The following is a 23,916-nucleotide window of genomic DNA, read 5'->3' on the forward strand; positions in this document are numbered from 1 at the left end:
TCGAAGGACAATCTCCGAGGCAGCCTCGAATAGAGATACATCGCTTCGAGGCACATCGACAAGAGGTAATATGGCCGCTCCACCGGGCGCACTCCGACCGAAGGGCTCCGACCGTGCTGACCCTCGCGATCCTCGGCTTCCTCTATGACCAGCCGCTGCACGGCTACGAGCTGAAGTCCCGGATCACCGGCCTGACCGGCCACGTCCGCCCGGTCAGCGACGGCGCGCTCTACCCGGCCATCGCCCGGCTGGAGAAGGCCGGCCTGCTGTCCCGCCACACCGAGCCGGGTACCGGTGCCGCACCGCGCCAGACCCTGGAACTCACCGGCGAGGGACGGGCCGAACTGCTCCGACGACTGGCCGATCCGGAACAGGCCGAGATCACCGACCAGATCCGCTTCTTCACGCTCGCCGCGTTCCTCCACCACCTCGCCGACCCGCCCCGGCAGGCCGCCGTCCTCCGACGCCGCCTCGCCTTCCTGGCCGCGCCCAGCAGCTTCTTCTTCGACGGCGCCGGCCGTCCGGTCACCGCCGAGCGTGAGCCGAACCCCTTCCGGCGCGGGATGCTGCTCGTCGCCCGGGCCTCCTCGTCGGCCGAGCGGGCCTGGCTTACCGGGACCATCGAGGAACTGGAGCGGCCGGCGCCGGCGGAACAGGGGGAAGAGGCAGACGAGGCGGCACGGCCGGAACGGCTCGGACAGGTCGAATCATTCGAGCGTTCGGGGTGGCCGCACGGGCCGGACGACCCCGCCGAACCGGCCACCACCAGGCACTAGGCCGGTCCGGGGAACCGGTAGCGGAGACACGTATCCGCGCCCCTGCCGAACGGCAGAGGGGGCGGCCGGAATCAGGCCCTTCCGCACCTGGTTCCACCGGGCTCCGGCGTGGCTATGATGATCCGCCTCACGTCCTCGGCGTCCCCTCCGCGGCGTGATCCGCCACCGCGCCCCGCCGTCCCCCTGGAGGCCGCCGTGCCCACTGCCGCGACCGCAGCCGCCCGTCCCGCACCGCTGAGGCGGGACGACATCCCCGGCTGGTTCTTCAGTCTCGACCGGGCCGCCTTCGGACACCTGCTGTCCGCCCAGAGCGCGGCCGGCGTCAGCGGCGACATCCTGGAGCTCGGCAGCTACCTGGGCCGCAGCGCCGTCCTGCTGGGCGACCACCTGCGGCCCGGCGAGCGACTGACGGTCTGCGACCTGTTCGACTCCGAGGCGGGCGACGAGGACAACGCCGCCGAGATGGCCATGTCCTACCGGAAGACGCTCACCCGCAGCGCCTTCGAGGGCAACTACCTCGCCTTCCACCCCGAACTGCCCGAGATCGTGCAGGCGCCCACCTCGGTGCTGGCCGACGGCCGGATCCCGGCGGGCAGTTGCCGCTTCGTCCACGTCGACGCCTCCCACCTGTACGAACACGTCGCCGGGGACATCGCCGTGGCGCGGGCAGCACTCGCCGAGAACGGCCTCGTCGCCCTGGACGACTACCGGTCCGAGCACACTCCGGGCGTGTCTGCCGCCGTCTGGGAGGCGGTCTTCACCGGCGGCCTGCGTCCGGTCCTGCTCACCCCGATGAAGTTCTACGGGACCTGGGGCGACGCCGCGGCCGCCCGGGAGGCCCTGCTGGAGCGGGACTGGCGGGCCGGCGGCTACACCGTGGACGAGGACACCATCGCCGGGGCCCCCGTGCTGCGCCTCAACTACCAGGTCAAGCCCCCGGTCCAGCGCTCGACCCCGCGCCGGCTGGCACTGGAGCTGCTGCCGCCGGTCGCCACCAAGGCGACTCGCCGGATGCTCCGGACGCTGCGCGAGCGGCGTGCCGTGCCGCCGGTGCCGAGCGCCTGACCCGCCCTTGCCGAGGCCCGGGCCCGGTGGGTCCGGGCCTCGGCATCTCGCCTGGCCCGACATGGTCGGCTTCGTCGAACGGCTGCGCGGCGCCTTCCCCCGGCACCACCTGCTGGTCGACATCGACGACGGCTACGTCGATCCCGAGGTGGCCTGCCACGTCGTGCGCCGACTCGAACGCATCGGTGCGTCCGGCGTGATCCTGGAGGACCAGAAGCGGCCGCGCCGCTGCGGCCACGCCGACGGCAAGCTGGTCCTCCCGCTGGAGGAGTACCTGGAGAAGCTGGAGCTCGTCCTCTCCAACCGGACGGACCTGGTGGTGGTCGCCCGCACCGACGCCACCGACGAGCACGACATCCTGCGGGGAGGCGGGAGTGCTGGTGCTGCCGCTGATGCTCTACCACCAGCTCCAGCTGGTCGTCGGCACGGTCCTCGCCGGCCGCTGGTCCCGAGCGCCGGCCATCGCCGGAACCACCGCTCAGCTCGGCGGACAGGCACCCCACGAAAAGGAGCCCGACGAACAGGTACTCGACGAACAGGCGCTCGCCGCACACGCCCCGACCGCACTCACCGGGCCGGGCGCGCCGCGGACGCCCGGATGATCCCCCGGCGCGGCCCAGGTGCTGCGCCGGCGGGGGCAACGCGGCGGCGGTCAGTGCAGGGCGCGCACCGCGTCCAGCACGTCCAGGCCCAGCTCCGGGTCGGCATCGTCGGGCAGGCTGACGGACAGCCTGGTGACCAGGCCCGTGTACCGGCGGTGGATCTCCCGGGCGACGTCCTCCACCGGGCCGGACACGGCGAAGGTGTCGAACACCTCGTCGTCGATCAACGCGGCCATCTCCGCCCACCGCCCGCGCACCGAGTGGGTGTGCAACTCCTCCTGCAGCCCTTCCCAGCCGTGCTGCGCCAGCACCGGACGGTAGGCCGGCGTGGAGGCGTAGAAGGCGAGCCGCTCGCGGGTCGCGGCCCGGTTGGCCGCCAGTTCCTCCTCGGTGCGGCCGGTCGCGGTGAGGACGGTGCCGACGACCTCGAAGGGCCGCGCCGTCCACGCGGCACCCTCCGCCTCGGCCCGTGCCCGTTCTTCGGCCAGGCCGGGCAGCACCTGCTCGGCGAGGTACCCGGTGGAGGTGAACGGGTGGCTCAGGAAGCCGTCGGCCACCGCTCCGGCGGTGCGGGTCATCAGCGGTCCGACGCCCGCGAGCAGGATCCGGGGGATCCCGGACGGGACGGGGTCGGGCGAGAAGACCGGCGTCATGACCGTGTGGGTGTAGAACTCGCCCCGGAAGCGCAGCCGTTCACCGGTCTGCCAGCTGTTCCAGATCGCGCGCACCGCGTGCACGTACTCGCGCATCCGGGCGGCCGGACGGTCCCAGGGCATCCCGAACCGCTTCTCAATGTGCGGCTTGACCTGCGAGCCGAGCCCGATGACGGCCCGTCCGCCGGAGGCCGCGTGCAGCCCCCACGCCTGGTAGGCGAGCGTCATCGGAGTACGGGCGAAGGCCACCGCGATACCGGTGGCCAGTTCGATCGAGGAGGTGCGGTCGGCGGCGCGGGCGAGCTGGAGGAACGGGTCGTACGCGGTCTCGGCGACCACCAGCCGGTCCGTGCCCCGGCGTTCGGCCCGCTCGGCGGCCGCCAGGATCCCTGCGGGGTGCCCGGAAACGATGGCGTCGAGGCGCAGGTCGGCCGGTGCGGCCGGTGCCTCTGGTGCCGCTGGTGCGGTTGCGGCAAGTGCGGCGGCTGGTCGGTCCATGGCGGTGCTCCTGATCGCGTGCTGCGGCGCTACCCGGGTAGCCTCCCATGCCGTCAGCGCGGGCCCGGCCCGCCTGTCGTCTCGAACAGCCGGTCCAGGTACCGGTCGACGGCGGCGAGCGCGGCGGCGGGCTCGACCACGCGCAGTTCCAGCAGCGTGGTGAACCCCGTGAGCGCGAGCAGCAGGTCCGTTTCCACCGCCGGGTCGCGGTCCGGTGCGAGGTGCCCGTCGGCGATCGCCTGGCGGACCACCTGCTCCACCATCGCCCGCCCCTGCAGCAGGCCTTCGCGCGCCCGCGCGTGGACCTCCTCGTCGTGCAGCGCCTCCAGCACGTAGGCGGCGCTCATCCGGCTGGTCGCGCGCGCGTCGGCGTGCAGGGGCAGCAGTTCGACCAGCATCACGCGCAGCACGTCGCGCGGGTGCGGCGGTTCACCGAGCCCTCCCAGGGCCCCGGCGACCCGCAGCGCGGTCTGCTCGCCGGCGAAGTCCATGGCGAAGGAGAGCATCGCCGCGCGCGAGGTGAAGTAGTGCTGGAGCTGCCCGAGTGAGATGCCCGCCTCCTGGGCGACCTCGCGCATTGTCAGGTGCGTGGCGCCGCGCCGCTCCACGACCCGCCACAGCGCCCGGGCGATCGTCTCGCGGCGCTCCTGGTGGTCCACCTGCTTGGGCATGGCCTGTCACTCCTCCGAGGTCTGTCCCAGACGGGCTTCCCGCCGCATCTTTCCCATACGCTTGACATAATACATCTGACCGATAACGCTGAAGGCCTCTCCTAGGACAAGGGAGCGTCCCATGCTCACGCAGCCTGTCGCCCGCGCCCGCGAGGGAACCGTCCGCGGCTTCCTGGACGGGGAACTCGCGGTCTTCCGCGGCATCCCCTACGCCCAGCCCCCGGTCGGACCGCTCCGCTTCGCCGCCCCCGCCCCACCCGAGCCCTGGGACGGCGTCCGCGGGGCCCTCGCCTTCGGCCCCGCAGTCCCGCAGTCCGGTCCGATGCCCGCCGAGTCGACCGGGGGCACCGACTGGCTCACACTCAACGTCTGCACCCCGCACCCGGGCGAGGCGGGGCTACCGGTCCTGGTCTGGATCCACGGCGGCGGCTACATCTCGGGGACGTCGGGCGACCCCCTGTACGACCCGACCGGACTCGCCCGGGCCGGGCTGGTCGTCGTGACCGTCAACTACCGCGTGGGCGCGGAGGGGTTCGCCCTTTTGGAGGGCGCCCCGGCGAACCGGGCCTTCCTCGACCAGGTCGCGGCACTGCAGTGGGTGCGGCGCAACATCACCAGGTTCGGCGGCGACCCCGACCGAGTGACCGTCGCGGGGCAGTCCGCGGGCGCCGGGTCGGTCGCCGCACTGCTGACGATGGGCGCGGCACGCGGGCTGTTCCGGCGCGCCATCGCCCACACCGTCCCGGGCACCCTGTGCACCCCGGCGCTGGCGGCCGAGGTCACCGCCGAGCTGGCGAAGCTGCTCGGCACCGCCGCCACGGCCGCCGCGCTGGCCGAGGTCGACCCCTGGCGCCTGGCCGCGGCGGTCACCGACCTCGGCGCCGCGCTCCCGCAGCACCTCGCACGCTGGGGCCGGCTCGCGCAGAGCGGCATCGCCACCGTCCCGGTGGTCGACGGCGAGGTCCTGCCCGCCACGCCCTGGTCCAGGCTCGAGTCCGGTGGAGCCGACGGCGTCGACCTGCTCATCGGTCACACCCGCGACGAGTTCCAGCTGTTCAGCGTCCTCAGCGGTCGGCACCGCACCTTCACCGACGAGGAGGCCCGCCGCGCGCTGGACCTGTTCGCCCCGTCGCCGTCCGGGCCGGCCGACTACCGCGCCGCCCACCCGGGGGCCACCGCCTCGGACCTGCTCGGAACCGTCAACTCCGACGCCCTGTTCCGGATGTCCACCCTCCGGCTGGCCGAGGCCAACACCGCGGCCGGCGGCACCTCCCACCTGTTCGAGCTGGCCCTGCCCGCCCCCGCCCTCGGCGGCGCGTTCGGCGCCTGCCACGGCCTCGACGTGCCACTGGCGTTCGGCACCCTGGACAGCCCCATGGGCCGGCACTTCCTCGGCGACCAGCCCACGCCGGAAGCCGTCCGGGTCTCGCAGGAGCTCCAGCAGGCCTGGGTCCGGTTCGCCACCACCGGCGACCCCGGCTGGCCCGCCTTCGACCCGGACGAGCAACTCACCCGCGTCCTGGACGCCCGCTCGCAGACCGTCCGCTACCCCGAACAGGCCTCCCGCCGGATCTGGGCGGGGCACCCCCTCACCGCCTTCGACCTCAGCTGACCCGCGGACGCCACGGGGCGCCACCGCACGCCACAGGTGCCACGCCTCCGATGCGCAGCGGCGCACACCGGTACACCGGGCGCTCTGCCCACGACGTCTCGCGGGGACGCTGGGTGACGGCCCGAGGGCCCGCCCGGTTCTCGTGAACCGGACGGGCCCTCCGGAGAGTGCGGCGATCGGGACGACGCGGCAGCCGCGTGACCCGCCGCCGCTACGCCGCCAGCAGCTTCAGCAGCTCGGCGGCCGTGAGGGCCGAGGAGGCCGGGTTCTGGCCCGTCACCAGATTGCGGTCCACCACCGCGTGCGGCGCCCAGGGCTCGCCCTCCTCGAAGTCCGCCCCGAGGCCGACCAGCCGGTCCTGGAGGAGCCAGGGCGCCCGGTCCGCCAGGCCGGCCTGGGTCTCCTCGGCGTTGGTGAAGCCGGTCAGCCGGTACCCGGCGAACGGCGAGCCGCCGTCCTCGGTGCGGGCGGCGAGCAGCGCGGCCGGGCCGTGGCAGACCACGCCGAGCGGACGGCCGGAGGCCAGCGCCTTGGTGAGCAGCCGGCCCGAGTCGGCGTCGACCGCCAGGTCCTCCATCGGGCCGTGGCCACCGGGGTAGAACACGGCGTCGTAGTCGGCCGGGTCGACGTCGGCCAGGACGAGCGGCTGCCGGAACTCGGCGATCGCCTCCAGCGCCTCGGCCGTCGCCGGGTCGGTCAGGCTGGCCCGGTCGGCGACCGGGACGACGCCGCCGGGGGTGGCGACGGTGACCCGGTGGCCGGCGGCCGTGAACGCCTGGTACGGGACGACGGCCTCCTCCGCCCAGAAGCCGGTCGGGTGCTTGGTGCCGTCGTTCAGCGTCCAGACGTCCGTGCCGGTCAGGACGAACAGGATGTCAGCCATGGTGGGTGCCTCCAAGGGTGCGGTCCCCGCCGCGACGGCCCCGCCGCGACGCTCACGCCGTCGAAGCTAGCCCGGTCGAGCCCCGGCGAACCAATGGGCCACGCGATACGTGCCATCGGAATACCGATGCCTTCCACAGGCGGCCGAGCCATCGGGATCCCTTAGGCTCGCGGCATGAGCGATCGGCTGCCGCCGGGCTCCGGCCCGCTGGACCTCAACCACCTCCGGACCTTCCTCGCCGTGCACCGCGCCGGCTCCTTCACGGCGGCCGCGCACCTGATGGGCCTGTCCCAGTCCACGATCACCGCCCAGATCCGCGCCCTGGAGCAGCGGCTCGGCCGGGAGCTGTTCGAGCGCCAGGCGCGCGGGGTCAGCCCGCTGCCGTACGCCGACGACCTCGCCGCCCGCCTGGCGGTCCCGCTGGACCGGCTGGCGGACCTCGCCGACGGGCGCGGCGGCGGCGTGCCGGAGCCGGTCCACCTCGCCGGGCCGGCGGAGTTCCTCGGCACCGTCCTGCTGGCGTCGCTCGCACCGCTGGTCGCCGAGGGCGTGCAACTGCGGGTGACCACCGGGCTGACCGACCCGCTGCTGGAGGAACTGCGGGCCGGCCGGCACGACCTGGTGGTCGCCACCCGCCGCCCCCGCGGCCGGACGTTGCTCGCCGAACCGCTGACCGACGAGGTGTTCGTCCTGGTCGCGGCCCCGGTGTGGGCCGAGCGGCTGGCCGGCCGGGAACTGCCCGACGCCCTCGCGGAGGTCCCGCTGCTCAGCTACGCCGAGGACCTGCCGATCGCCCGGCGGTACTGGCGGCACGTCTTCGACCGGCGGCTGCACGCCCGGGCCGCGGTCACCGTGCCCGACCTGCGGGCGGTGCTCGCGGCGGTCACGGCGGGCGCGGGCTGGAGCGTACTGCCGAGCTACCTGTGCCGGGCCGAACTCGCCTCCGGCGCCCTCCGGTTGCTGCACCAACCGGCCGACCCGCCGATCAACACCGCCTACCTCGTCCGCCGCCCGGCCGCTTCGGCCGACCCGCACGTAGCCCTGGTCCGCGAACACCTTCTCGCCGCGGCCCGCCGGTGGGACCAGTGCGCTGACCACTGAGGCCGGTGACGGCGATCCGGCGGACTCCCGAGCGGCGGATCCCCCGGCGGGCCCGCCGCGTGGACCTCGTCGGGCTAGATCGCGAGGTCGCGTCGCTCCAGCGACCGGAACGCCGCCAGCAGGCCGAGCAGGCCGACGCCGGTGAGCACGGCCAGTGCCGCCCACGGCACACCGCCGTGGCCGAGCACATCGCCCGGGGCGTAGTAGTGGAACGGGCTGAGGTAGCGCAGTGGCCGCGCCGGGGACCAGGCGAGTGCGACGAAGTTGAGCGCGAAGCCGACCGCGCCGAAGACGACGGCCGCGCCGATCACGTGGGCCCGCCGCCGGCTGAGCGCGGACACCGCCAGCACCGGGCCGGTCAGGCAGAACGTGAGGGCGCAGCCGAGCAGGCCGGCGGTGAACACCGCGCTCTCCGGGACGGCGTCGCGCAGCTTCGGGGAGAACGCGACGCCGAGCGCGACGGTGACGGTGGCGGCGGCGTTGAGCGCCACCGAGGCGGCGATGAGGGCCCCGGCCCGTTCGGCGAGCAGGCGGCGCCGGGAGACCGGGCGGGTCATCAGCAGCTCGATCGTGCCGGACTCGACGTCGGACGCGACGGCGGCGGCGCCGAGCGAGCCGATCACGGTGAGCTGGAGGGCGATCCAGAACGGGTGGGTGAGCCCGGCGCCGAGCAGGCCGGGGTAGCTGGCGATCGAGATGTCGCTGTTGGATCCGCTGAAGGCCCTGAAGGCGCCGGGCGGGTTGCGGCGGGCGGCGCCGAACAGCTCGCCGGCCGGGACGGTACCGGCGATCACCACGATCAGGGTCTCGAAGACGACCATGCCGAGCAGCAGCGAGAGCAGCATCCGGCGCCGCCGGTGCAGGGCGAGCCAGACCAGCGGAAGTCGGCGGCTGACGGTGCCCGGGGTCACGGCCCCTCCTCGGTGTCGGGCCGGCGGTTGCCTTCCGGCAGGCCGTCGTCCGGCCGGGGATCGTGCTCCGGCCCAGGGTCGTCGTTCGAGCGGTAGAGGTCGAGGAAGGCCTCGTCCAGTCCGGCCTCCTCCACGGTCAGGTCGGCCACCGGCAGGTCGGCCAGCAGGGTGCGGACGGCCGGGACGACCTCGTCCGGCGGCACCAGCAGTTCGACCCGCTGGCCCTCCCAGCGCGGGGACCACTGGTCGGCGGCACCGAGCGGGCGGGCGCCCCGCCCGTCGGCGAAGTGCAGCCGGACCCGGCGGGCCCGGGCCTGGCGCAGTTCGGCCACCGAGCGGACGGTCACCAGCCGGCCGTGCCGCACGATGGCGACCCGGCGGCAGGTCCGCTGCACCTCCGGCAGCACGTGGCTGGAGAGCAGGACGGTCCGCCCGGCCTCGGCCTCGTCGGCGAGCAGTTCGTAGAAGGTCTCCTGGAGCAGCGGGTCCAGACCCTCGCTCGGCTCGTCCAGCACCACGACGGGGGGCCGGTGCTGGAGCGACTGGACGAGCCCGAGCTTCTGCTTCATGCCGCGCGAGTACTCGCCGACCGGGCGCGCCAGGTCGGCCCGGGAGAGCGCCAGCCGCTCGCACAGTTCGTGCCTGCGCGGCACCGGGGCGCCCTGCAGGGCGGCGAGCAGGTCGAGGGTCTGCTGCCCGGTGAGCTCGGGGTAGAGCCGCAACTCGCCGGGCAGGTAGCCGATCGAGGGGGCGAGCCGGCGGTGGTCGGCGACCGGATCCAGGCCGAGCACCCGAACCTGGCCGCCGCTGGGGCTGAGCAAGCCGACGAGGCAGCGCAGGGTGGTGGTCTTTCCCGCGCCGTTGGGGCCGAGCAGGCCGAACACCTCGCCGGCCGCGACCGACACGTCCAGCTGCTCGATGCCGACCGTGCTGCCGTAGCGCTTGGTGAGCGACCGCAGTTCGATCACCGGGTCGGTACCGGCCGACGGCCTGCTTTCCTTGCCGCTTTCCTTGCCGCGTTCCGTGTGGCTTCCGTTCCCGCTTCCGGGCATGACCGCCTCCTGCTCCTAGCGACGGATGCGTCCGACATCAAAGCGCGCCCGGGCGGGCGAGTCGAGGGACGCGGCCGGAAAGGGCAGGGGCGGGCGGGCATGGGCAGGAATGGGCAGGAATGGGCAGGAGCAGGCAGGCGCGGGAGGGCGCGGCTCACCCCTTGCACACGCCCAGCGGCACCAGGCGGGCGACCTGCCGGGCCAGCCCGGCGGCCTCGGTGACGGCGGCCACCGCGTCGACGTCCTTGTAAGCCTCGGGCGTCTCCTCGGCCAGCGCCCGCCACGAGGTAGGACGCACCGCGATGCCGAGCGCCTCCAGGTCGCTCTTGAGCCGTTCGCCGCGGACGGTGCGCAGCGCCTGGTGCCGGCTCAGGACCCGGCCGGCGCCGTGGCAGGCGGAGTGGAAGGCCTCGTTGCCGGGCAGGCCGACCATGACGTACGAGGCGGTGCCCATGGTGCCCGGCACCAGCACCGGCTGCCCGGCCTCGGCGAGGTCGGCGGGCAGGTCGGGGTCGCCGGGCGGCAGGGCGCGGGTGGCCCCTTTGCGGTGGACGCACAGCTTGCGGGGTACGCCGTCGACCTCGTGGGTCTCCAGCTTGGCGAGGTTGTGCGAGACGTCGTAGACCAGCTCGAGTCCGACGCCGAGTGCGGTGGCGAAGGCGCGGCGGGCCGCCTCGGAGAGCAGTTGGCGGTTGGCCCGGCCGTAGTTGGCGGCGGCGGTCATCGCGCCCAGGTAGGCGCGGCCGCGGGGCGAGTCGACCGGCGTGCAGGCGAGTTGGCGGTCCGGGAGGTCGATCCGGTAGCGGTGCAGTTCGCGGTCCATGGCGCGGACGTGGTCGGTGCAGATCTGGTGGCCGAGGCCGCGCGAACCACAGTGGATCATGACGCAGACCTGGCCGGGCCGCAGGCCGAAGGCGGCCGCGGTCCGGTCGTCGTGCACCCGGTCGACGGCCTGCACCTCCAGGAAGTGGTTGGCCGAGCCGAGGCTGCCGACCTGCCCCAGTCCGCGTTCGACGGCCCGGGTGCTCACCTCGCCAGGGGCCGCGCCGTCCAGTACCCCACTGTCCTCGCAGCGTGCCAGGTCGCGCGGCACCCCGTGGCCGTGCTCGACGGCGTAGCGGGCGCCGCCGAGCAGGAGTTCGTCGAGCTCCTCCGGTCCGGACAGCTGCCACAGGCCGCCGCGGCCGAGGCCGCGCGGGACGGTGTGGTCCAGCAGGTCCATCAGGCGGCGGATCCGCTCGGGGTCGAGCTCGTCTCGGTGGACGCCGGCGGCCAGCAGCCGGACCCCGCAGGAGATGTCGAAGCCGACTCCGCCGGGCGAGACCACCCCGCCCTCCTCGGTGTCGGTGGCGGCGACCCCGCCGATCGGGAAGCCGTAGCCCCAGTGCACGTCGGGCATCGCGTAGGAGGCGCGGACGATCCCGGGCAGGGCCGCCACGTTCGCCACCTGTTCCAGTGCCCGGTCCCCGGCGGCCTGCGGCAGCAGCGCGGCGGACGCGAACACCACACCGGGCACCCGCATCGGCGGGCGCGGCTCGATCCGCCAGCGGTCGCGGCCGGCCTCGGTCAGTACGATCTCCACGTCGCTCACCCCGCTTCCACGGTTCCGGCTGCGTCCGCCGCGGACCGGGTCCATCCGCCGCGGACCGGGTTCAGACGTCCACGGTGACCTGGCAGGTCCAGCCGCCCGGTCCGGCGCCCAGGTCCAGGTCGTACAGCGAGACGGCCTTCGGCACGGCGCCGACCAGCGCGGCGGTGGCGGTGTCCGCCATCCGGAACCGAACTGCCACGCTCCGGGCGCCGTCCAGCCCTTCGATCCGGCCGACGGCGAGGGCGACGGGCAGTTCGCCGTCGGCGTCCATCCGGTAGATGACCTCCTCCAGGACGCCCGCGAGCAGGTCCACGTCGCTCACCGCCACCACGGTGCAGTCGCGCTCGCCGACGATCCGCGCGCCGTCCAGGTCGGCGAAGCTGCCGACGACGGCGTGCACCAGTTCGCCGATGCAGCCTTCGGCCGTCGGCGCCCAGGCCTCCACCCGCAGGTCCGCCGTGTGCGGCACGCTCCGGTGACCGCTGCCGGACCGGTCCGCGGGCTCGCGTCCGTCCACGGGCGATGCCTCCCGCACCCGTTGCCGTCTTCCTTCCAGCGTCGTCCCGCGGGCGGCCCGGGGGCAAGTGCGGCCGTCCGCCGTCCTGGGGCGGGGCGCCGGCCGGCGCTGTTGGGGGGCCGTTTCCTGGGCCGTCTCCGGGACGGTAGCCGGGGCTGTGGACGGGCGGTAGACGGGGCTACTGCTGCGGGGCCCCCAGCGACGTGAGGTACGCGGCGGTCAGCTCGGGGGTGGCCAGCCACGCGGCGTGGTCGCTCGGCTCGGCGTAGGTGTTGGCGAGGCGGCGGGCGACCTCCTCGTGCTCGGCGGCGGCCGCGAACACGCCCTGAAGGTGATCCGGCATGGTCAGCATCGCCGTGGTGAACTCGACGGTGTGGCGCGCGTGTTGCTGCCAGAAGCGTTCGGCGGTGCGGCACATCCAGTCGGCCGTGAACGGGGCGTCGCCGTGCTCGACGACCGCCCGCCGGTAGGCCGCCGCCGCGCGGGCGGCGCTGTTGGCACCCTGTCCGGTGATCGGGTCGTTCACCACCACCGCGTCACCGAGGCCCAGGACGTGGACGGCGTCCACGCCAGAGCCCAGTTCGGCCACCGCACGCCGGACGGTCGGGGTGACCGATCCGAACAGCCCGGCCCCGGCATCGGTCGGCTCGGCCTCCGCCCAGAACTCCGCCTCCCACGGCAGGTACTCACCCAACAGCGCACGGATCCGCGCCAGTTGGAGGTCCGGCGCCGGAGCGTCGCCGAACACGTCCAGCGGGCCGCCGGGCAACGCCTCCCACAGCAGGATGGCGCAGGGGCCGGAGAGCGTGAGCGCCGGCTGCAGGTACAACTCACCCAGGCCGGGCAGGGCGTGCATCCGCGCCCGGGGCCCGGCGGCCGGGTCGGGCGCGCCGACGCCGTGCGCGTACAGGCAGGACAGCGCACGCTGCGGCCGGTCGAACGGCGAGCGGGCGGGGTCGCGGGCGAAAATCCCGGCCAACTCGCCGCGCCCGGCCGCGACCACCGTCAGCTCGTGCCGGCGGGCCAGCTCGTACAGCCCCTCCCGGTCCAGCGGGCGGTACTCGACGCGGGCACCGCGCTCGGCCAGCAGCTCCAGCCAGCCGGCCAGCTTGAGCCGCTGGTCCACCGACTGGGCGGGCTCGTCGAGCGTCATGGTGAACTCCAGCGCCCGCACGGCCGGGGGCACCGCCAGCACCGCCTCGACCGAGGAGACCGCGGGCGCCCGCCCCGCCCAGAGGTCCAGCCCGGCTGCCGCCTCGATCCGCAGCGCCGGGCCGAACATCGCCTGGGTGGACAGCACCCGCCCGCCGCGCACCTGCTCCGGGGTGCGCTCGGCGACCAGCGTCACCTCGTACCCGTCCGCCTGCAGCCCGAGCGCGAGCTGCAGGCCGGCCTGGCCCGCTCCGACGACGGCGATCCGGCGCAACACGGCCTCCCGGTGGTTGTTGAGGGTGTGTCAAGGCGCACAGTAGCCCAGGGGGCGGGCGCGGTCACCGGTGCGGACGGAGATGTTGGCGGGTGGGGCGGACTCTGCGGTGCCGCCGGCGGGGCGGCCTCTGCGGTGCGGACAGCGGGCCGGGCCGGGTCGGGTCGGGTCGGGCCAGTCGGCTCAGCCGCGCAGGTGGGCGGTGAGCACCTGGACGACGTCGTCGGTCCGGTCCGCCAGGTAGAAGTGTCCGCCCGGGAAGACCCGCAGGTCGAAGGCGCCGGTGGTGTGCCGCTCCCACTGGCCGACCTGCTCGACCGTGGCGTTCGCGTCGGTCTCCCCCACCAGACCGGTGATCGGCAGCGACACGGTCACGTCCGGATCGCAGCAGTACGTCTCGATGGCGGTGTAGTCGGCGCGCAGGGCCGGCAGCACCAGTTCGCGCAGCGCGGGGATGGTGAGGATCCGCTCGTCGGTGCCGCCGAGCGCGACGACCTTGGCGAGCAGTTCGTCGTCCGGCAGCTTGTACACCTCGCTGTCCCGGGGCAGCGAAGGCGCGCGGCCCGCCGAGACGAACAGCCGCTCGGGCCCCCGCACGCCGTCGCGCTCGAAGCGCCGCGCCGTCTCGAAGGCGACGGCCGCGCCCATGCTGTGGCCGAAGAAGGTCAGCGGCCGGTCCGTCCACTCCCGCAACTCCCGGTACAGCTCCTCGGCGAGCTCCGGCACGGAGCTGATCGTCGGCTCCATGAAGCGGTTCTGCCGGCCCGGGTACTGGACGGCGAGCACATCGGCGTACGGCGCCAGCGCGTTGGCGTACTCCAGGTAGTAGCTGGCCGAGCCGCCGGCGTGCGGGAAGACCACGACCCGGGCGGGCGCGGACTCGGACGGATTGAACCGGCGGAACCACGGGTTGTCGACGGCAGCGCTGCTGGGCATGCGGGGTGTGGCCTCTCTCCGTGACGGACTCTGCTGGCCCCAGTCTGGCAGTGCCGGGGGGCGACCACGGAGTGGTGTGATGATCACTCCTTCCGATCGGGCGGTTCCCCGTCAGGGCGTGGTGGCCGCTCAGGACCTCTACAGGCCGCCGCCGGCTGCTGCCGGCTCCTGCCGGCCGCGAATTCGCGTTCCGGCCAGCCGGGCCCCTGGCACGATGGCCCCATGAACGAGCCTGCCGCCGACTGGGTCACCATCGCCGCGTACGAGAACCTCCCGGGCCGCCCGACCCCGCCGGCCGCTGTCCGCGCTTGACTGCGTGAGCGGGGCATCGACTGGACGCCCTTCCCCGGGGACGCCATGCGCTGGGGCCTGACCTGCGGCATCGGCCCGGACGGGCGTTGGCGCGGCTGGATCGACGTCCAGGTCGCCGCGGACGCCCTGCGCCGGCCGGGGCTCCATCCCGAGCAGCCCTCGGCCACCGTCGACGGACCGTCCCCGCCGCGCTGGTGGCACGCGGAGGCCGAACGCCGCGCGCACGGCTGAGGCCGGCCCACCGGCTGAGGTCAGCCCGCCGCCCGGCCCGCCGCCCCTGAGGCCGCCGACCCGAAGGTCACCGCGTCCGCGCGGGAGCGGGAGACCGCGTCCAGGAGCAGGACGGACGCGGCCTCGGGCGTCGGCATCGGCCCGCCCGACCGCGAGTGCCGGGTGAACGCGGCCAACAGCCGTTCGAGGCCCCGGTGATGGCGGGCGAACACCCGGGCGGAGGCGTGCCGCCCGCGCGCCCGCTGGCCGTCCAGTGCGGTGGCGGCGCCGACGTCCAGCAGCACCAGGTGCAGTTCGCGGCCCCGGCGGCCCGCCTCGCGGGCGAGCCAGCGCCGCATCCAGGCGCGGCTCCCGCAGTCGTGCACCAGCAGCGGCCCGCCGCGCCGCACCGAGGAGCGCAGCAGCCGGAAGTGCTCCAGTCGCGCCCACGGCCGGTACACGGCGTACGGCAGGCGCGCAGGCATCACCGCCTCGCAGGCCTCGTGCACCGTCCGGGGGTCCACCGTCCGCACCGCGCTCCCGCCCCAGCGCCGCAGCAGCGTGCTCTTGCCCGCCCCTGGCAGTCCGGACACGACCACCACCGCGTCACCGGGGTACGCCACGACGAACCCCGCCCCGGCGACTCCCCGCAGGTCCACCACGCCGCTCGGCACCACCACCGCATCCACCCCGCCGCCCACCAGCCCCCCGTCCATGTCCGACCGGGAACCCTAACAAGGCGGCCCGGCCGGTCCCGCCCCGACCGCGCCCTGACCGGCTGCTCGCCCTCGCCGGCCGCCCGTACTCGGACACCGAGGCGCGGGTCCTGGACGAGGACGGCACGGAGTGGCCGCCGGGCCGGGCCGGCGAGCTCTGCGTCCGATCGCCGACGGGAAGGGCCTGCTACTGGCGCGACCCGGAGCTGACCGAGCGGGCACTTCGGGACGGGCGACCTGCGCAGACTGGATGCGGCGGGCTATCTCACGGTGGCCCGGCGGCGGGATCCGATGGCCATCGCAGAAGGGCACAATGTGTTCCCCCGCGAGGTCGAGGAGCAGCTGCGCACCCACCCGGACGTCCGCGAGGCGATGCTGATCGCGACCGCCGTCCCGGACCGGCTGGAACGCGTGCACGCCGCTGCGCCCCTGACGCCGTCCCGCCGCTGCCGGCGATCCCGCCGAACGGTTGGGGGCGCGCGAGGCGGCATTACGCGCCCCACCAGTGCTTCGAGCGCCCTTGCGGGCGACCTCTCGCGCGGCCCCCGGCGGGAAGAACCGTCCGTGGGCACTCGACCGTGCGGGCCGACCTGCCGATACATCCCCCGGCGACGTTCCCTGCACCGTCCCCAGGAGGCACTACCTTGACCTGGCTACGCGTCCTGACCGCACTGGGCATCCTCGCCGTGGCGGCCAGTGCCCTGCTCGTCTTCGCCCTCTGCACCGCCACCGCCCGCGGCGAGCGCGCCGCGGAGGAGGCGCCGCCACCCGGCCTCCGTACGGACGCCGAGGGCAGCGGCCTCTTCCAGCGGATGGGCGGCGACAGCTGACGCCGCGCCGCCCGCAGTCGGTCAGTGCCCGGCGATGTCGTCCGGCCGGACCTCGATGTGGTCGGCCGCGAGGTCGACCGCCACCCGGTGCTCCATGCCGAGCGCCTCCAGGAACTTGACCGGCAGCTGCACCCGCCCGGTGCGGTCCAGCATCACGTACTCGCGCTCGTTGACCGACTCCTCGCCGTGCTCGTCCGTCACGGTGCGGCGCAGCACCTCGCTACTGGTCCGCCCGTCCCGGATGGCGACCGTGCGGCGCACCTCGCCCGCGACCATCGGGTCGTGGGTGACGATGACGACGGTGGTGCCGAGTTCGCGGCTGACGGTGCGGAAGGACTCGAAGATCACCCCGGCGGTCTCGGAGTCCAACTCGCCGGTGGGCTCGTCGGCGAGCAGCACCGGCGGGTTGTTGGCCATCGCCACCGCGATCGCCACCCGCTGCTGCTGACCGCCGGAGAGCTCGTCGGGTCGCCGGTGGGCTAGCTCGCCGATCTCCAGCGCCTCCATCAACTCGGCCACCCGGGCAGCTTGCCGCTTCGCCCCGCCGGCGCCCGACCGGCGGCCGCCGCGCAGTTGCATGGGCAGCGCGATGTTCTCGCCGGCGGTGAGGAAGGGCAGCAGGTTGCGGGCGGTCTGCTGCCAGATGAAGCCGACCACCTCGCGCCGGTAGCGCAGCCGCTCCTTGACGGACATCTCCAGCAGGTCGCAGCCGGCCACGGTGGCGGCGCCGGCCGTCGGCACGTCCAAGCCGGCGAGGATGGTGAGCAGGGTGGACTTGCCGCTGCCGGAGGCACCGACCAGGGCCACCAAGTCGCCCTGCTGGATGGTCAGTTCCAGCCCCTGCAGCGCCTGGACCTCGACGCCCTCGGTACTGAAGATCCGGACCAGCCGGTCGCAGACGATGGCCGCGCCCTCGCCGTACGCCTTGGGCGAGGCGGCGGCGAGCGCCCGCTGCCGGAGCTCCTGCAGGCTGGGGGCCTCGGCGACCGTCTGCCCCTGGGGGGTGCTGTTCACCGCTCGTCTCCTGTCTCGACTGTGTGCATCATCGCGCCGCTCACCACTGTTCCGCCGCTGTTCCGCCGCTGTCCGCTGCCGGTGCGGGCCTCACCGCGGTCAGGGCCGGTACGTCCGGTTCCCGCGTCATTGCCGCTCCCCCGCGCGCAGTTCGGTGGCGATCTGGCGCCGGCCGGCGATCAGTGTCTCCAGCACCACCCCGAGGCCGACCAGCAGGGCCAGGCCCGCCGTGGGCAGCAGCACCGGCATCAGTGCCGGGGTCAGGACGTCGCCGACCTTGGCGCCGACCAGTGTCGAGATGTCGAAGGCCGAACCGAGCAGTCCGACGGCCGCCGTGGCGGCCAGGCCGCCGCCGACGGCTGCCGCGAGGGTCTGCGGCATGGCTTCGGCGATGATCAGTGCCAGCCCCTGGCGGGGGCGCAGACCCATGGTCCGCAGCCTGGCGAGCACGGCCGTACGGTCGGGCGCGGCCCGGAACAGCGTCAGCAGGACGGCCAGCAGGGCGAATCCGGCCCCGCCCGCGGCCGCGTACCAGAACAGTCGTCCGGCGGCGTGCTGCAGCGGGTCGGCGGCGAGGGCGGCGATGGTCTCCTGGCTGCTGTGCACCGTGTAGCCGGGCGGCAGCCCGTAGGTGGTCCGGCCCGCGGCCGTGGCCTCCTCCGAGATCAGCTTGGCCATGCCGGTCGGCTGGGTCAGGCCCTGCTCGCGCAGGACCGTCCTGACCCGCCCGGGGTCGACGTCGCCGACGGCGAACCAGCTGTTCACCTGCACGGGCTCCGGCAGGCGTTCCGCCGCGGGGCCGGCGGCCACCACGACGAACGGCAGGCCCGGGTCCGGCAGTGCGGGGGTGGCGTCGACGATCCCGGCGACGGTGGTGCGCAGCTCGTTCCCGTTGGGTGTGCGCACCTTGGGCGCGCCGGTGCTCAGACGCTTGGCCAGGTCCCGGCTGAACAGCGCGGGCACCGGGGTGTCCGCTCCGCCGGGGGTGGCGGCGAGCTTCGCCGGGTCGAACTCGCCGACGCCGAGCGTACGGGCGATCTCGGCGTACGCCGTCGGCTCGGCCACCACCAGGACGGCCTTGGTGTAGTCCTGGTCGCCGCCGATGAACAGGGCCTTCGGCTCCACCCAGGCCTTGGTCGCGGCCCGGACGCCCGGCAGCTCGCCGGCGGCCTTGGTGAACGCTTCCGGCAGCGTGCCGTACTGCGGGACCACGACGGAGACGTCGCCACCGGTCGTGATCCGCCCGGCACGGAACCGGCTGTGGTCCACCGTGTCGAGCACGGTGGCGCCGAAGCCGGTCGTGGTGACGGCGATCAGCAGGGCCAGCAGCGGCAGCGCGGACGGCCGGCGGCGGCCCGAGGAGTCCCGGGCGGCCCGGGCCAGGCCCAGGAAGCCGATCAGACCGCGGCCGCGGCCGGCGAGCGACGCCAGCCAGCCGACCAGCAGCGGCTCGATCCGGGCCAGCAGCAGTCCGCCGGCCACGGCCAGCAGCAACGGCGCGGCAACCAGCAGCGGATCCACTCCGCCGCCGTGGCCGACGCCGCGCCGGCGGACCTCGGCCACCGCCGCGACGGTGACGGCCAGGACGACGAGCTCGCCGACCAGCCGGCGGCGGCCACCGGCTGCCGGCCGGCGCGACCACAACAGGGCGGCCCGGGCCGGGAAGGCCAGCAGGGCGAGCAGCGCGGCCGCGAGGCCGGCCGTCACCGCGGCACCCCACCGCGGGGTGGGCAGCAGCACCAGGGCGAGCAGCGTCCCGAGCACCGCGGCCGGCAGGACGGTCACCAGGCCCTCCCCCAGCAGGCGCCGCAGCACCCCGGCGCGCGAACCGCCGCGGGCCTGGAGCAGCCTGATCTCGGCGGTGCGCCGGTCGGTGTTCAGCGCGGCGGCCAGGCAGAGCACCACCGTGGCGACGCCCGCGACACCGGCCGGACCGATCGCGCTCAGCGGCACGGCGGCCCGGTAGCGGGCGTCCGCCCGGGACAGGATGTCCGACAGCAGCGAGGTCGTGTGCAGGTCCGCGCGGTTGGTCGCGGCCGCCAGGGCCGGGGCGTCGGGTCCGGTCATGAAGGAGTTGAGGGCGCTGCGGGTCCGGTCGAGCTGATCGGCGCGGAGCGTCGAGGTGTCGACGGGCAGGCGCCAGAAGTTCTCGACGCTCCAGCCCCAGCCGGACAGCGTGCGCAGGCTTGCGCCGTCGATGAAGCCGGTGGTCTTCCAGAAGGCGCTGCCGTGCGTCCCCAGGTCGAGGCAGGCGCGGGCCGGGCAGCCGAGGTCGGCCCAGAACGGGTCGAGCGGGTCGTTGACCCGGTAGAAGCCCGCCACCACGCTGTTCAGTGGCTTGCCCGTCCCGTCGACGCCGTTGTCGACGACGTCGCCGAGCTTGATGCCGATGGTCCCGGCGGCCTGCCGGCTCACCACGACCGGCACCGGAGCGCCTGGGGCGGCGGGGCCCGGCCAGGTCCCCTCGACGAGGGTCACCCGGTCGGCGAGGCCGGCCAGGTAGGTCAGGCCGAGGCCCGGAGCGGCGTCGTCGGAGAGCCGGGCGTACCCCTTGTTGAGCATGCTCCCGAAGCCGATGGTGCGGGCGCCGTGGGCCTGGTCGGGCTGGGTCAGCGGCAGCTTCCGGCCGATGCTCTCGGCGAGCGTGCGCTGCACCGTGTCGAGGTTGGCCACGGTGTCGCTCTCCCGCGTCCTGGAGACGGTCTGCATGCTGGTCGCGACGAGGCCACGCTGGCTCACGAAGTCCCGCAGCGCCGCGTCCGCGCTCCGGTCGGCGAGGCGCGGGAAGGACGCCGCCAGGAAGACCGTGACGAACGCGAGGGCCGCCATGAGCAGGGCCGCGAGCGGGCTCGCGCGCAGCCGGGTGCGGACCCACGGCGCGGGACGGGGGCCGGGACGCTGATCGGTCCGGGGGTCGGTACGGGCGTCGGTACGGGGGTCGTTACCGGGGTGGTTACGGGGGTCGGGCAGGGCGGTGCCCCCCTTGCTGGTCACATCTCCTCCACGAGGCGCAGCCGAGTGGCCACGTTTCGACCGCGGCGTCCGATGAGGAACGCCGACAGCAGCGGGACAACGGCGATCGCCGCCGTGAACAGGAGTGCCTGACCCACCGGCAGCTGGATCAGCGGCTCCGGCAGCGGGCGCCGGGCGGCCGGGGTCAGCACCATGAACGGCACGATCAGGTGGACGAGCAGGGCACCGAGGACCAGCCCGACGGCTCCGCCGAGCGCGATCAGCAGGCCGTACTCGGCGGTGGTGGCACGCGTGACCACGCGGCGGGGCGCGCCCAGGGCGAGCAGCAGGGCGGAGTCCTGGGAGCGTTGCCGGGCCGAGCCGGCCACGGCGGCCCCGAAGCCGATCGCCGCGAGGACGGCGGTGGCGACCGCGATCGCCATCAGGGCGCTCTGCGGGGCGGCGCCGACCGGGTCGCCGAGGGAACCCTCGGAGACCTCGTCGTAGAGCTGGACGTCCTGGGCGCCGGGTGCGGCCCGCAGGGCGGCGGCGGCCTCCGCCGGTACGCGGTCCCCGGGGCCCGTGGCGGGCAGCCACCATTCGACCTGGCCGGACGGCGACCGGCCCTGCGCGGCCAGCAGCCGTGCGGTGGTGGGCAGGTCGATGACGAGCGCGCTGCGGCCGGCCACCGGCAGGGCCTCGACCGCGCCGGTGATCTTGACCAGGACGGTGGTCCCGGCGAACGGCACCTGGATGGAGCTGCCGACCGAGGCGCCGACGGCTCTGAGGTAGTCGTGGGTGGCGACGCCGGACACGCTGGTGGGCGCGCTCGCGCCGGCCGGGCCGACGACGGCCCGGAGGGCTTCCCCCCGGCCGTCCGCGAAGTCGTACCGGACGCTCAACAGCTTTTCGGCGTCGGCCGGTTCGGTCCCGACGGCGGCCACGGGCGGCCGGCCCTTCGACGATCCGGGCAGCGAGGTGCCCGTCCAGGACAGGCCGGTCGGCGGCGGGACGACGGTGGCCGGCCCCTCGGCGGTGTCGGAGACCGCCAGCCGGTGGACGGTGACCTCGCCGCCGGCACGGTCGCTGAAGGACACCGTCGCGCCGACCACGGTCAGCGGTGCGGCGGCGGAGCCCATCGGGGCGTCGACCAGCGCGCTCAGCGGGGCCGAGGCGCGCAGGTCACCGCTGAGCGGGAGGCCGGCGAACGGAACCTTGTGGACGTAGCCGAAGCGGTCCCGCAGCAGGAGCGTCACTTCCGGCGGGAACGCGGCCACCGACCTGCCGCCGGACAGGACCTTCGTCCCGTCGAACTCCTGGCGGATGGAGAGGTCGGCGTCGATCCGCAGCGGATGACCGGGCAACGGCACGCCGACCGGCACCCCGGCGGGGGCGGGCTGCGCGAGCGGGGCGAACAACTCCTGTCGGGTGTGCCCGTCCAGCAGGTCGTCGCGGACCGGGACGCGGTCGGCAAGGGCGGCGGCGTCCATGGCGAGCACCACTCCTGAGCCGGTGGGCAGTACCTGATCCTCACGCACCACCTGGACCAGCCGGTCGCCTCCGGGCAGGGCGCCGTAGCGGCCGCCCTGGCCCATCAGAGAGCCGTGCGCGGCCGAGATGCGCAGGCCGCCCGCCGTGTCGAAGGCGGCCTGGTCGCGCTGGGAGGCGGTCCAGGTGGCGTGCTGGCCGAGGGCGAGCACACCGGTGGCGACCGCCAGGACCAGCAGCAGCACCGGGCCGTTGGCGCGAGCGGGCTGACGGGCCAGCTGCCAGCCGACCATGGCCGGGCCGAGGCCACGACCCCCGGCCGCCACCCGCGAGCCCAGCACCGCGGCGAGCGGCAGCAGGCGCAGGACGACCAGGGTGCCCGCGCACAGTGCCAGGGTGGGCGTGGCAACCAGCAGCAGGTCGACGTCGTTCTGCCCGGAGGAGTCGACGGACAGTCCGCCGCCGTACTGGTCGAGCTGCTGGTAGGCGAGCGCCGCCAGCGCGAGCACCGCCAGGTCGCCGCCGTTGCGCGCGACGCCGGAGACCAGGGCCTGGCGGCGTCCGGTCCTGCGGCGCAGGGCCGCCCCGGCGCCGCGGAGCAGGCTGGGCACGGTGGCCAGCACGATGCAGGCCAGGGCGCAACCCACCGCGACGGGCCACAGCGTCCAGGTCATGCCGGTGTCCAGGGCCACCTGGTGGGACCTGCCGAGGCCGGCCAGGACGCGGACCAGGAACGGGGTGAGCAGCGGCGCGAACACCGCGGCGGGCGTCGCGAGGAGCAGCAGTTCCAGGGCGGTGAAGGCACCCAGCCTGACGCCGGAGGCGCCACGGGCCGCGAGCAGCTCGTTCTCCCGCTCCTGGCGGGCCGAGATCAGGCGGACGACCAGCAGCAGGGCAGCGGCGGCAAGCACCGCGAGCTGCAAGGCTCCGATCAGCAGAGTGGACCGGGCGACCATCAAGCTGGCCGCCAACTCGCTCATCACGTCCGGAAGTTGGGTCTTCACGGTGAGCGACGCGGACTTCTGCAGGTCGTCCGAAAGGCCCCGGGCGCGGCCGCCGACGGCCTGGGCGGTGGCCCGGTCGACGCTGGCGAAGTCGGCGTCGAGCAACCAGCCGCGGCTGCTCTGGGGCACGCCGCCCGCGGCGAAGGCGCTCTGGTCGACCATCATCGGGCCGAAGGTGGTGAAGCCGCCGACCTCGACCTCGTGACCACCGACCGGATCGGTCCGCCAGTACGGGTCGAACGGGTCGACGGCCCGGTAGGCGCCGATGACCCGGACGGTCAGCGGCTTGCCGTCGAGCCGGTCGACGAGCGGCACGTCGGCGGGCAGGGACTGCTCGGCCAGGCCGAGCCGCGCCAACATGCTCTGTGGCACGGCGACCTGAAGGACAGTGGACTCGACCGGCCCGGTGACGGCGGCCGGCCAGGCACCGGCGACCAGGCGCGCCCGGCCGCGGTCGACGTCGGCGAGGAGCGTCAGGTCTGCCTGGTCCCCGGTGGCCTGGGCAGCTGCCGTCGCCGGGGCGGGCGTGCTGGGCGCGCCGGTTGCGCCAGGTGCGCCAGGTGCGCCGGCGGCCGGCAGGCCGTAGGAGCGGCTGCGCAGCAGGCTGTCGGTGCGAACCGGCAGGTCGCCGAAGAGCTTCTGCCGGAAGGAGGCGAGCGCCTCCTCGTCCTTCGCCCGCTGGTCCGCCCCGTGTTCGGCCGTCACCACCACCGTGGTCCGGGTGTGGTTGGAGCCCTGGAGCGCCTGCCGCAGGCCGGCCTGACCGACGCCGCTGTTGAAGGTCACCAGGGCGGTCAGTACCGCCGTGGTGATCAGCACCGTCAGCAGGACGGCGGCAGCCAGCGGCAGTCGCCCGCGCAGTCGGCGCACGACGAAGCCGAGCATCAAATTCCTCCCCCGGATTCACGTCCCCGGTAGCGTGCGCCGGCCCCGCCCATCGTTCCGATCCGAGCACAAATCGGCCACGGAGGGACATTCGAGAGCACACCGGCGCATTGATCACCGGCATTCGGTCACCGGATAGCGGACGATGCTGTCAGAAACAGTCCAGGAACGGAAGGGACTTGCGCGAATCAAGTAAGCAATGAGCAAATTC

General features: G+C 74.7%; 19 protein-coding genes and 2 pseudogenes. 8 read left to right on the forward strand and 13 right to left on the reverse strand.

What is annotated here, in order from left to right; translation table 11 throughout:
• Positions 1–113: 113 nt before the first annotated feature.
• The 4 genes and pseudogenes from AC0B61_RS17995 to AC0B61_RS18010 all read left to right on the forward strand — a co-directional run.
• Positions 114–635: pseudogene (locus tag AC0B61_RS17995) on the forward strand (PadR family transcriptional regulator); the annotation flags it as partial.
• Positions 636–971: 336 nt separating this feature from the next.
• On the forward strand, positions 972–1,841 hold the full coding sequence (locus tag AC0B61_RS18000; protein WP_471741646.1) for a class I SAM-dependent methyltransferase: 870 nt from the start codon (positions 972–974) through the stop codon (positions 1,839–1,841).
• Between the two features lie 46 nt (positions 1,842–1,887).
• Positions 1,888–2,205, forward strand: a pseudogene (locus AC0B61_RS18005) (isocitrate lyase/phosphoenolpyruvate mutase family protein); the annotation flags it as partial.
• Between the two features lie 10 nt (positions 2,206–2,215).
• Positions 2,216–2,443, forward strand: a complete 228-nt coding sequence (locus AC0B61_RS18010) for a hypothetical protein (protein ID WP_471741647.1) — start codon at positions 2,216–2,218, stop codon at positions 2,441–2,443.
• A gap of 50 nt (positions 2,444–2,493) precedes the next feature.
• Here AC0B61_RS18010 and AC0B61_RS18015 read toward each other — a convergent pair whose 3' ends face one another.
• The gene (locus tag AC0B61_RS18015; RefSeq protein WP_471741648.1) at positions 2,494–3,594 is read right to left on the reverse strand and encodes a TIGR03617 family F420-dependent LLM class oxidoreductase; all 1,101 of its coding nucleotides are present in this window, start codon (positions 3,592–3,594) and stop codon (positions 2,494–2,496) included.
• Positions 3,595–3,647: 53 nt separating this feature from the next.
• Positions 3,648–4,265, reverse strand: a complete 618-nt coding sequence (locus tag AC0B61_RS18020; protein WP_471741649.1) for a TetR/AcrR family transcriptional regulator — start codon at positions 4,263–4,265, stop codon at positions 3,648–3,650.
• Positions 4,266–4,386: 121 nt separating this feature from the next.
• Between AC0B61_RS18020 and AC0B61_RS18025 the strand changes: the two genes are divergently transcribed.
• On the forward strand, positions 4,387–5,877 hold the full coding sequence (locus tag AC0B61_RS18025; RefSeq protein ID WP_471741650.1) for a carboxylesterase/lipase family protein: 1,491 nt from the start codon (positions 4,387–4,389) through the stop codon (positions 5,875–5,877).
• A gap of 211 nt (positions 5,878–6,088) precedes the next feature.
• Here AC0B61_RS18025 and AC0B61_RS18030 read toward each other — a convergent pair whose 3' ends face one another.
• Positions 6,089–6,760, reverse strand: coding sequence for a type 1 glutamine amidotransferase domain-containing protein (locus tag AC0B61_RS18030; RefSeq protein ID WP_471741651.1), 672 nt, complete (start codon positions 6,758–6,760; stop codon positions 6,089–6,091).
• Positions 6,761–6,934: 174 nt separating this feature from the next.
• On the opposite strand from AC0B61_RS18030, the gene AC0B61_RS18035 reads away from it, so the two are divergent.
• The gene (locus AC0B61_RS18035; protein ID WP_471741652.1) at positions 6,935–7,861 is read left to right on the forward strand and encodes a LysR family transcriptional regulator; all 927 of its coding nucleotides are present in this window, start codon (positions 6,935–6,937) and stop codon (positions 7,859–7,861) included.
• 74 nt (positions 7,862–7,935) lie between these two features.
• Here the strand turns inward: AC0B61_RS18035 and AC0B61_RS18040 are convergent, their stop codons facing one another.
• The 6 genes from AC0B61_RS18040 to AC0B61_RS18065 all read right to left on the reverse strand — a co-directional run bounded on the left by AC0B61_RS18040 (position 7,936) and on the right by AC0B61_RS18065 (position 14,294).
• The gene (locus tag AC0B61_RS18040) at positions 7,936–8,772 is read right to left on the reverse strand and encodes an ABC transporter permease subunit (protein ID WP_471741653.1); all 837 of its coding nucleotides are present in this window, start codon (positions 8,770–8,772) and stop codon (positions 7,936–7,938) included.
• Positions 8,769–9,824 (reverse strand): ABC transporter ATP-binding protein, encoded by a 1,056-nt coding sequence (locus AC0B61_RS18045; RefSeq protein WP_471741654.1) that lies wholly within the window; start codon positions 9,822–9,824, stop codon positions 8,769–8,771. Before AC0B61_RS18045 ends, AC0B61_RS18040 begins: the two co-directional genes overlap by 4 nt.
• 154 nt (positions 9,825–9,978) lie before the next feature.
• Positions 9,979–11,406, reverse strand: a complete 1,428-nt coding sequence (locus AC0B61_RS18050; RefSeq protein WP_471741655.1) for an RtcB family protein — start codon at positions 11,404–11,406, stop codon at positions 9,979–9,981.
• Positions 11,407–11,476: 70 nt separating this feature from the next.
• A complete protein-coding gene (locus AC0B61_RS18055; RefSeq protein ID WP_471741656.1) occupies positions 11,477–11,932 on the reverse strand; it encodes an archease in 456 nt (151 codons plus the stop codon).
• A gap of 178 nt (positions 11,933–12,110) precedes the next feature.
• Positions 12,111–13,358: a styrene monooxygenase/indole monooxygenase family protein gene (locus AC0B61_RS18060; protein ID WP_471741657.1), complete on the reverse strand. Its 1,248-nt coding sequence runs from the start codon at positions 13,356–13,358 to the stop codon at positions 12,111–12,113.
• 183 nt (positions 13,359–13,541) lie between these two features.
• A complete protein-coding gene (locus AC0B61_RS18065) occupies positions 13,542–14,294 on the reverse strand; it encodes a thioesterase II family protein (RefSeq protein WP_471741658.1) in 753 nt (250 codons plus the stop codon).
• A 357-nt stretch (positions 14,295–14,651) separates the two neighbouring features.
• Between AC0B61_RS18065 and AC0B61_RS18070 the strand changes: the two genes are divergently transcribed.
• Positions 14,652–14,837 (forward strand): hypothetical protein, encoded by a 186-nt coding sequence (locus AC0B61_RS18070; protein WP_471741659.1) that lies wholly within the window; start codon positions 14,652–14,654, stop codon positions 14,835–14,837.
• A 20-nt stretch (positions 14,838–14,857) separates the two neighbouring features.
• On the opposite strand, the gene AC0B61_RS18075 is transcribed toward AC0B61_RS18070, so the two are convergent.
• Positions 14,858–15,532 carry an AAA family ATPase gene (locus AC0B61_RS18075; RefSeq protein ID WP_471741660.1) on the reverse strand — a complete coding sequence of 225 codons (675 nt, stop codon included), beginning with the start codon at positions 15,530–15,532 and terminating at the stop codon, positions 14,858–14,860.
• A 644-nt stretch (positions 15,533–16,176) separates the two neighbouring features.
• On the opposite strand from AC0B61_RS18075, the gene AC0B61_RS18080 reads away from it, so the two are divergent.
• Entirely contained in the window at positions 16,177–16,362 is a 186-nt protein-coding gene (locus AC0B61_RS18080) for a hypothetical protein (RefSeq protein WP_030230913.1), read from the forward strand.
• Positions 16,363–16,383: 21 nt separating this feature from the next.
• On the opposite strand, the gene AC0B61_RS18085 is transcribed toward AC0B61_RS18080, so the two are convergent.
• The 3 genes from AC0B61_RS18085 to AC0B61_RS18095 all read right to left on the reverse strand — a co-directional run bounded on the left by AC0B61_RS18085 (position 16,384) and on the right by AC0B61_RS18095 (position 23,705).
• Complete coding sequence (locus AC0B61_RS18085; protein WP_471741661.1) at positions 16,384–17,376, reverse strand: ABC transporter ATP-binding protein; 993 nt, start codon at positions 17,374–17,376, stop codon at positions 16,384–16,386.
• Positions 17,377–17,502: 126 nt separating this feature from the next.
• Entirely contained in the window at positions 17,503–20,370 is a 2,868-nt protein-coding gene (locus tag AC0B61_RS18090; RefSeq protein WP_471741662.1) for a hypothetical protein, read from the reverse strand.
• A complete protein-coding gene (locus tag AC0B61_RS18095) occupies positions 20,367–23,705 on the reverse strand; it encodes an FtsX-like permease family protein (RefSeq protein WP_471741663.1) in 3,339 nt (1,112 codons plus the stop codon). Before AC0B61_RS18095 ends, AC0B61_RS18090 begins: the two co-directional genes overlap by 4 nt.
• Positions 23,706–23,916: the final 211 nt, after the last annotated feature.

Source organism: Kitasatospora sp. NPDC023385, from assembly GCF_055664045.1.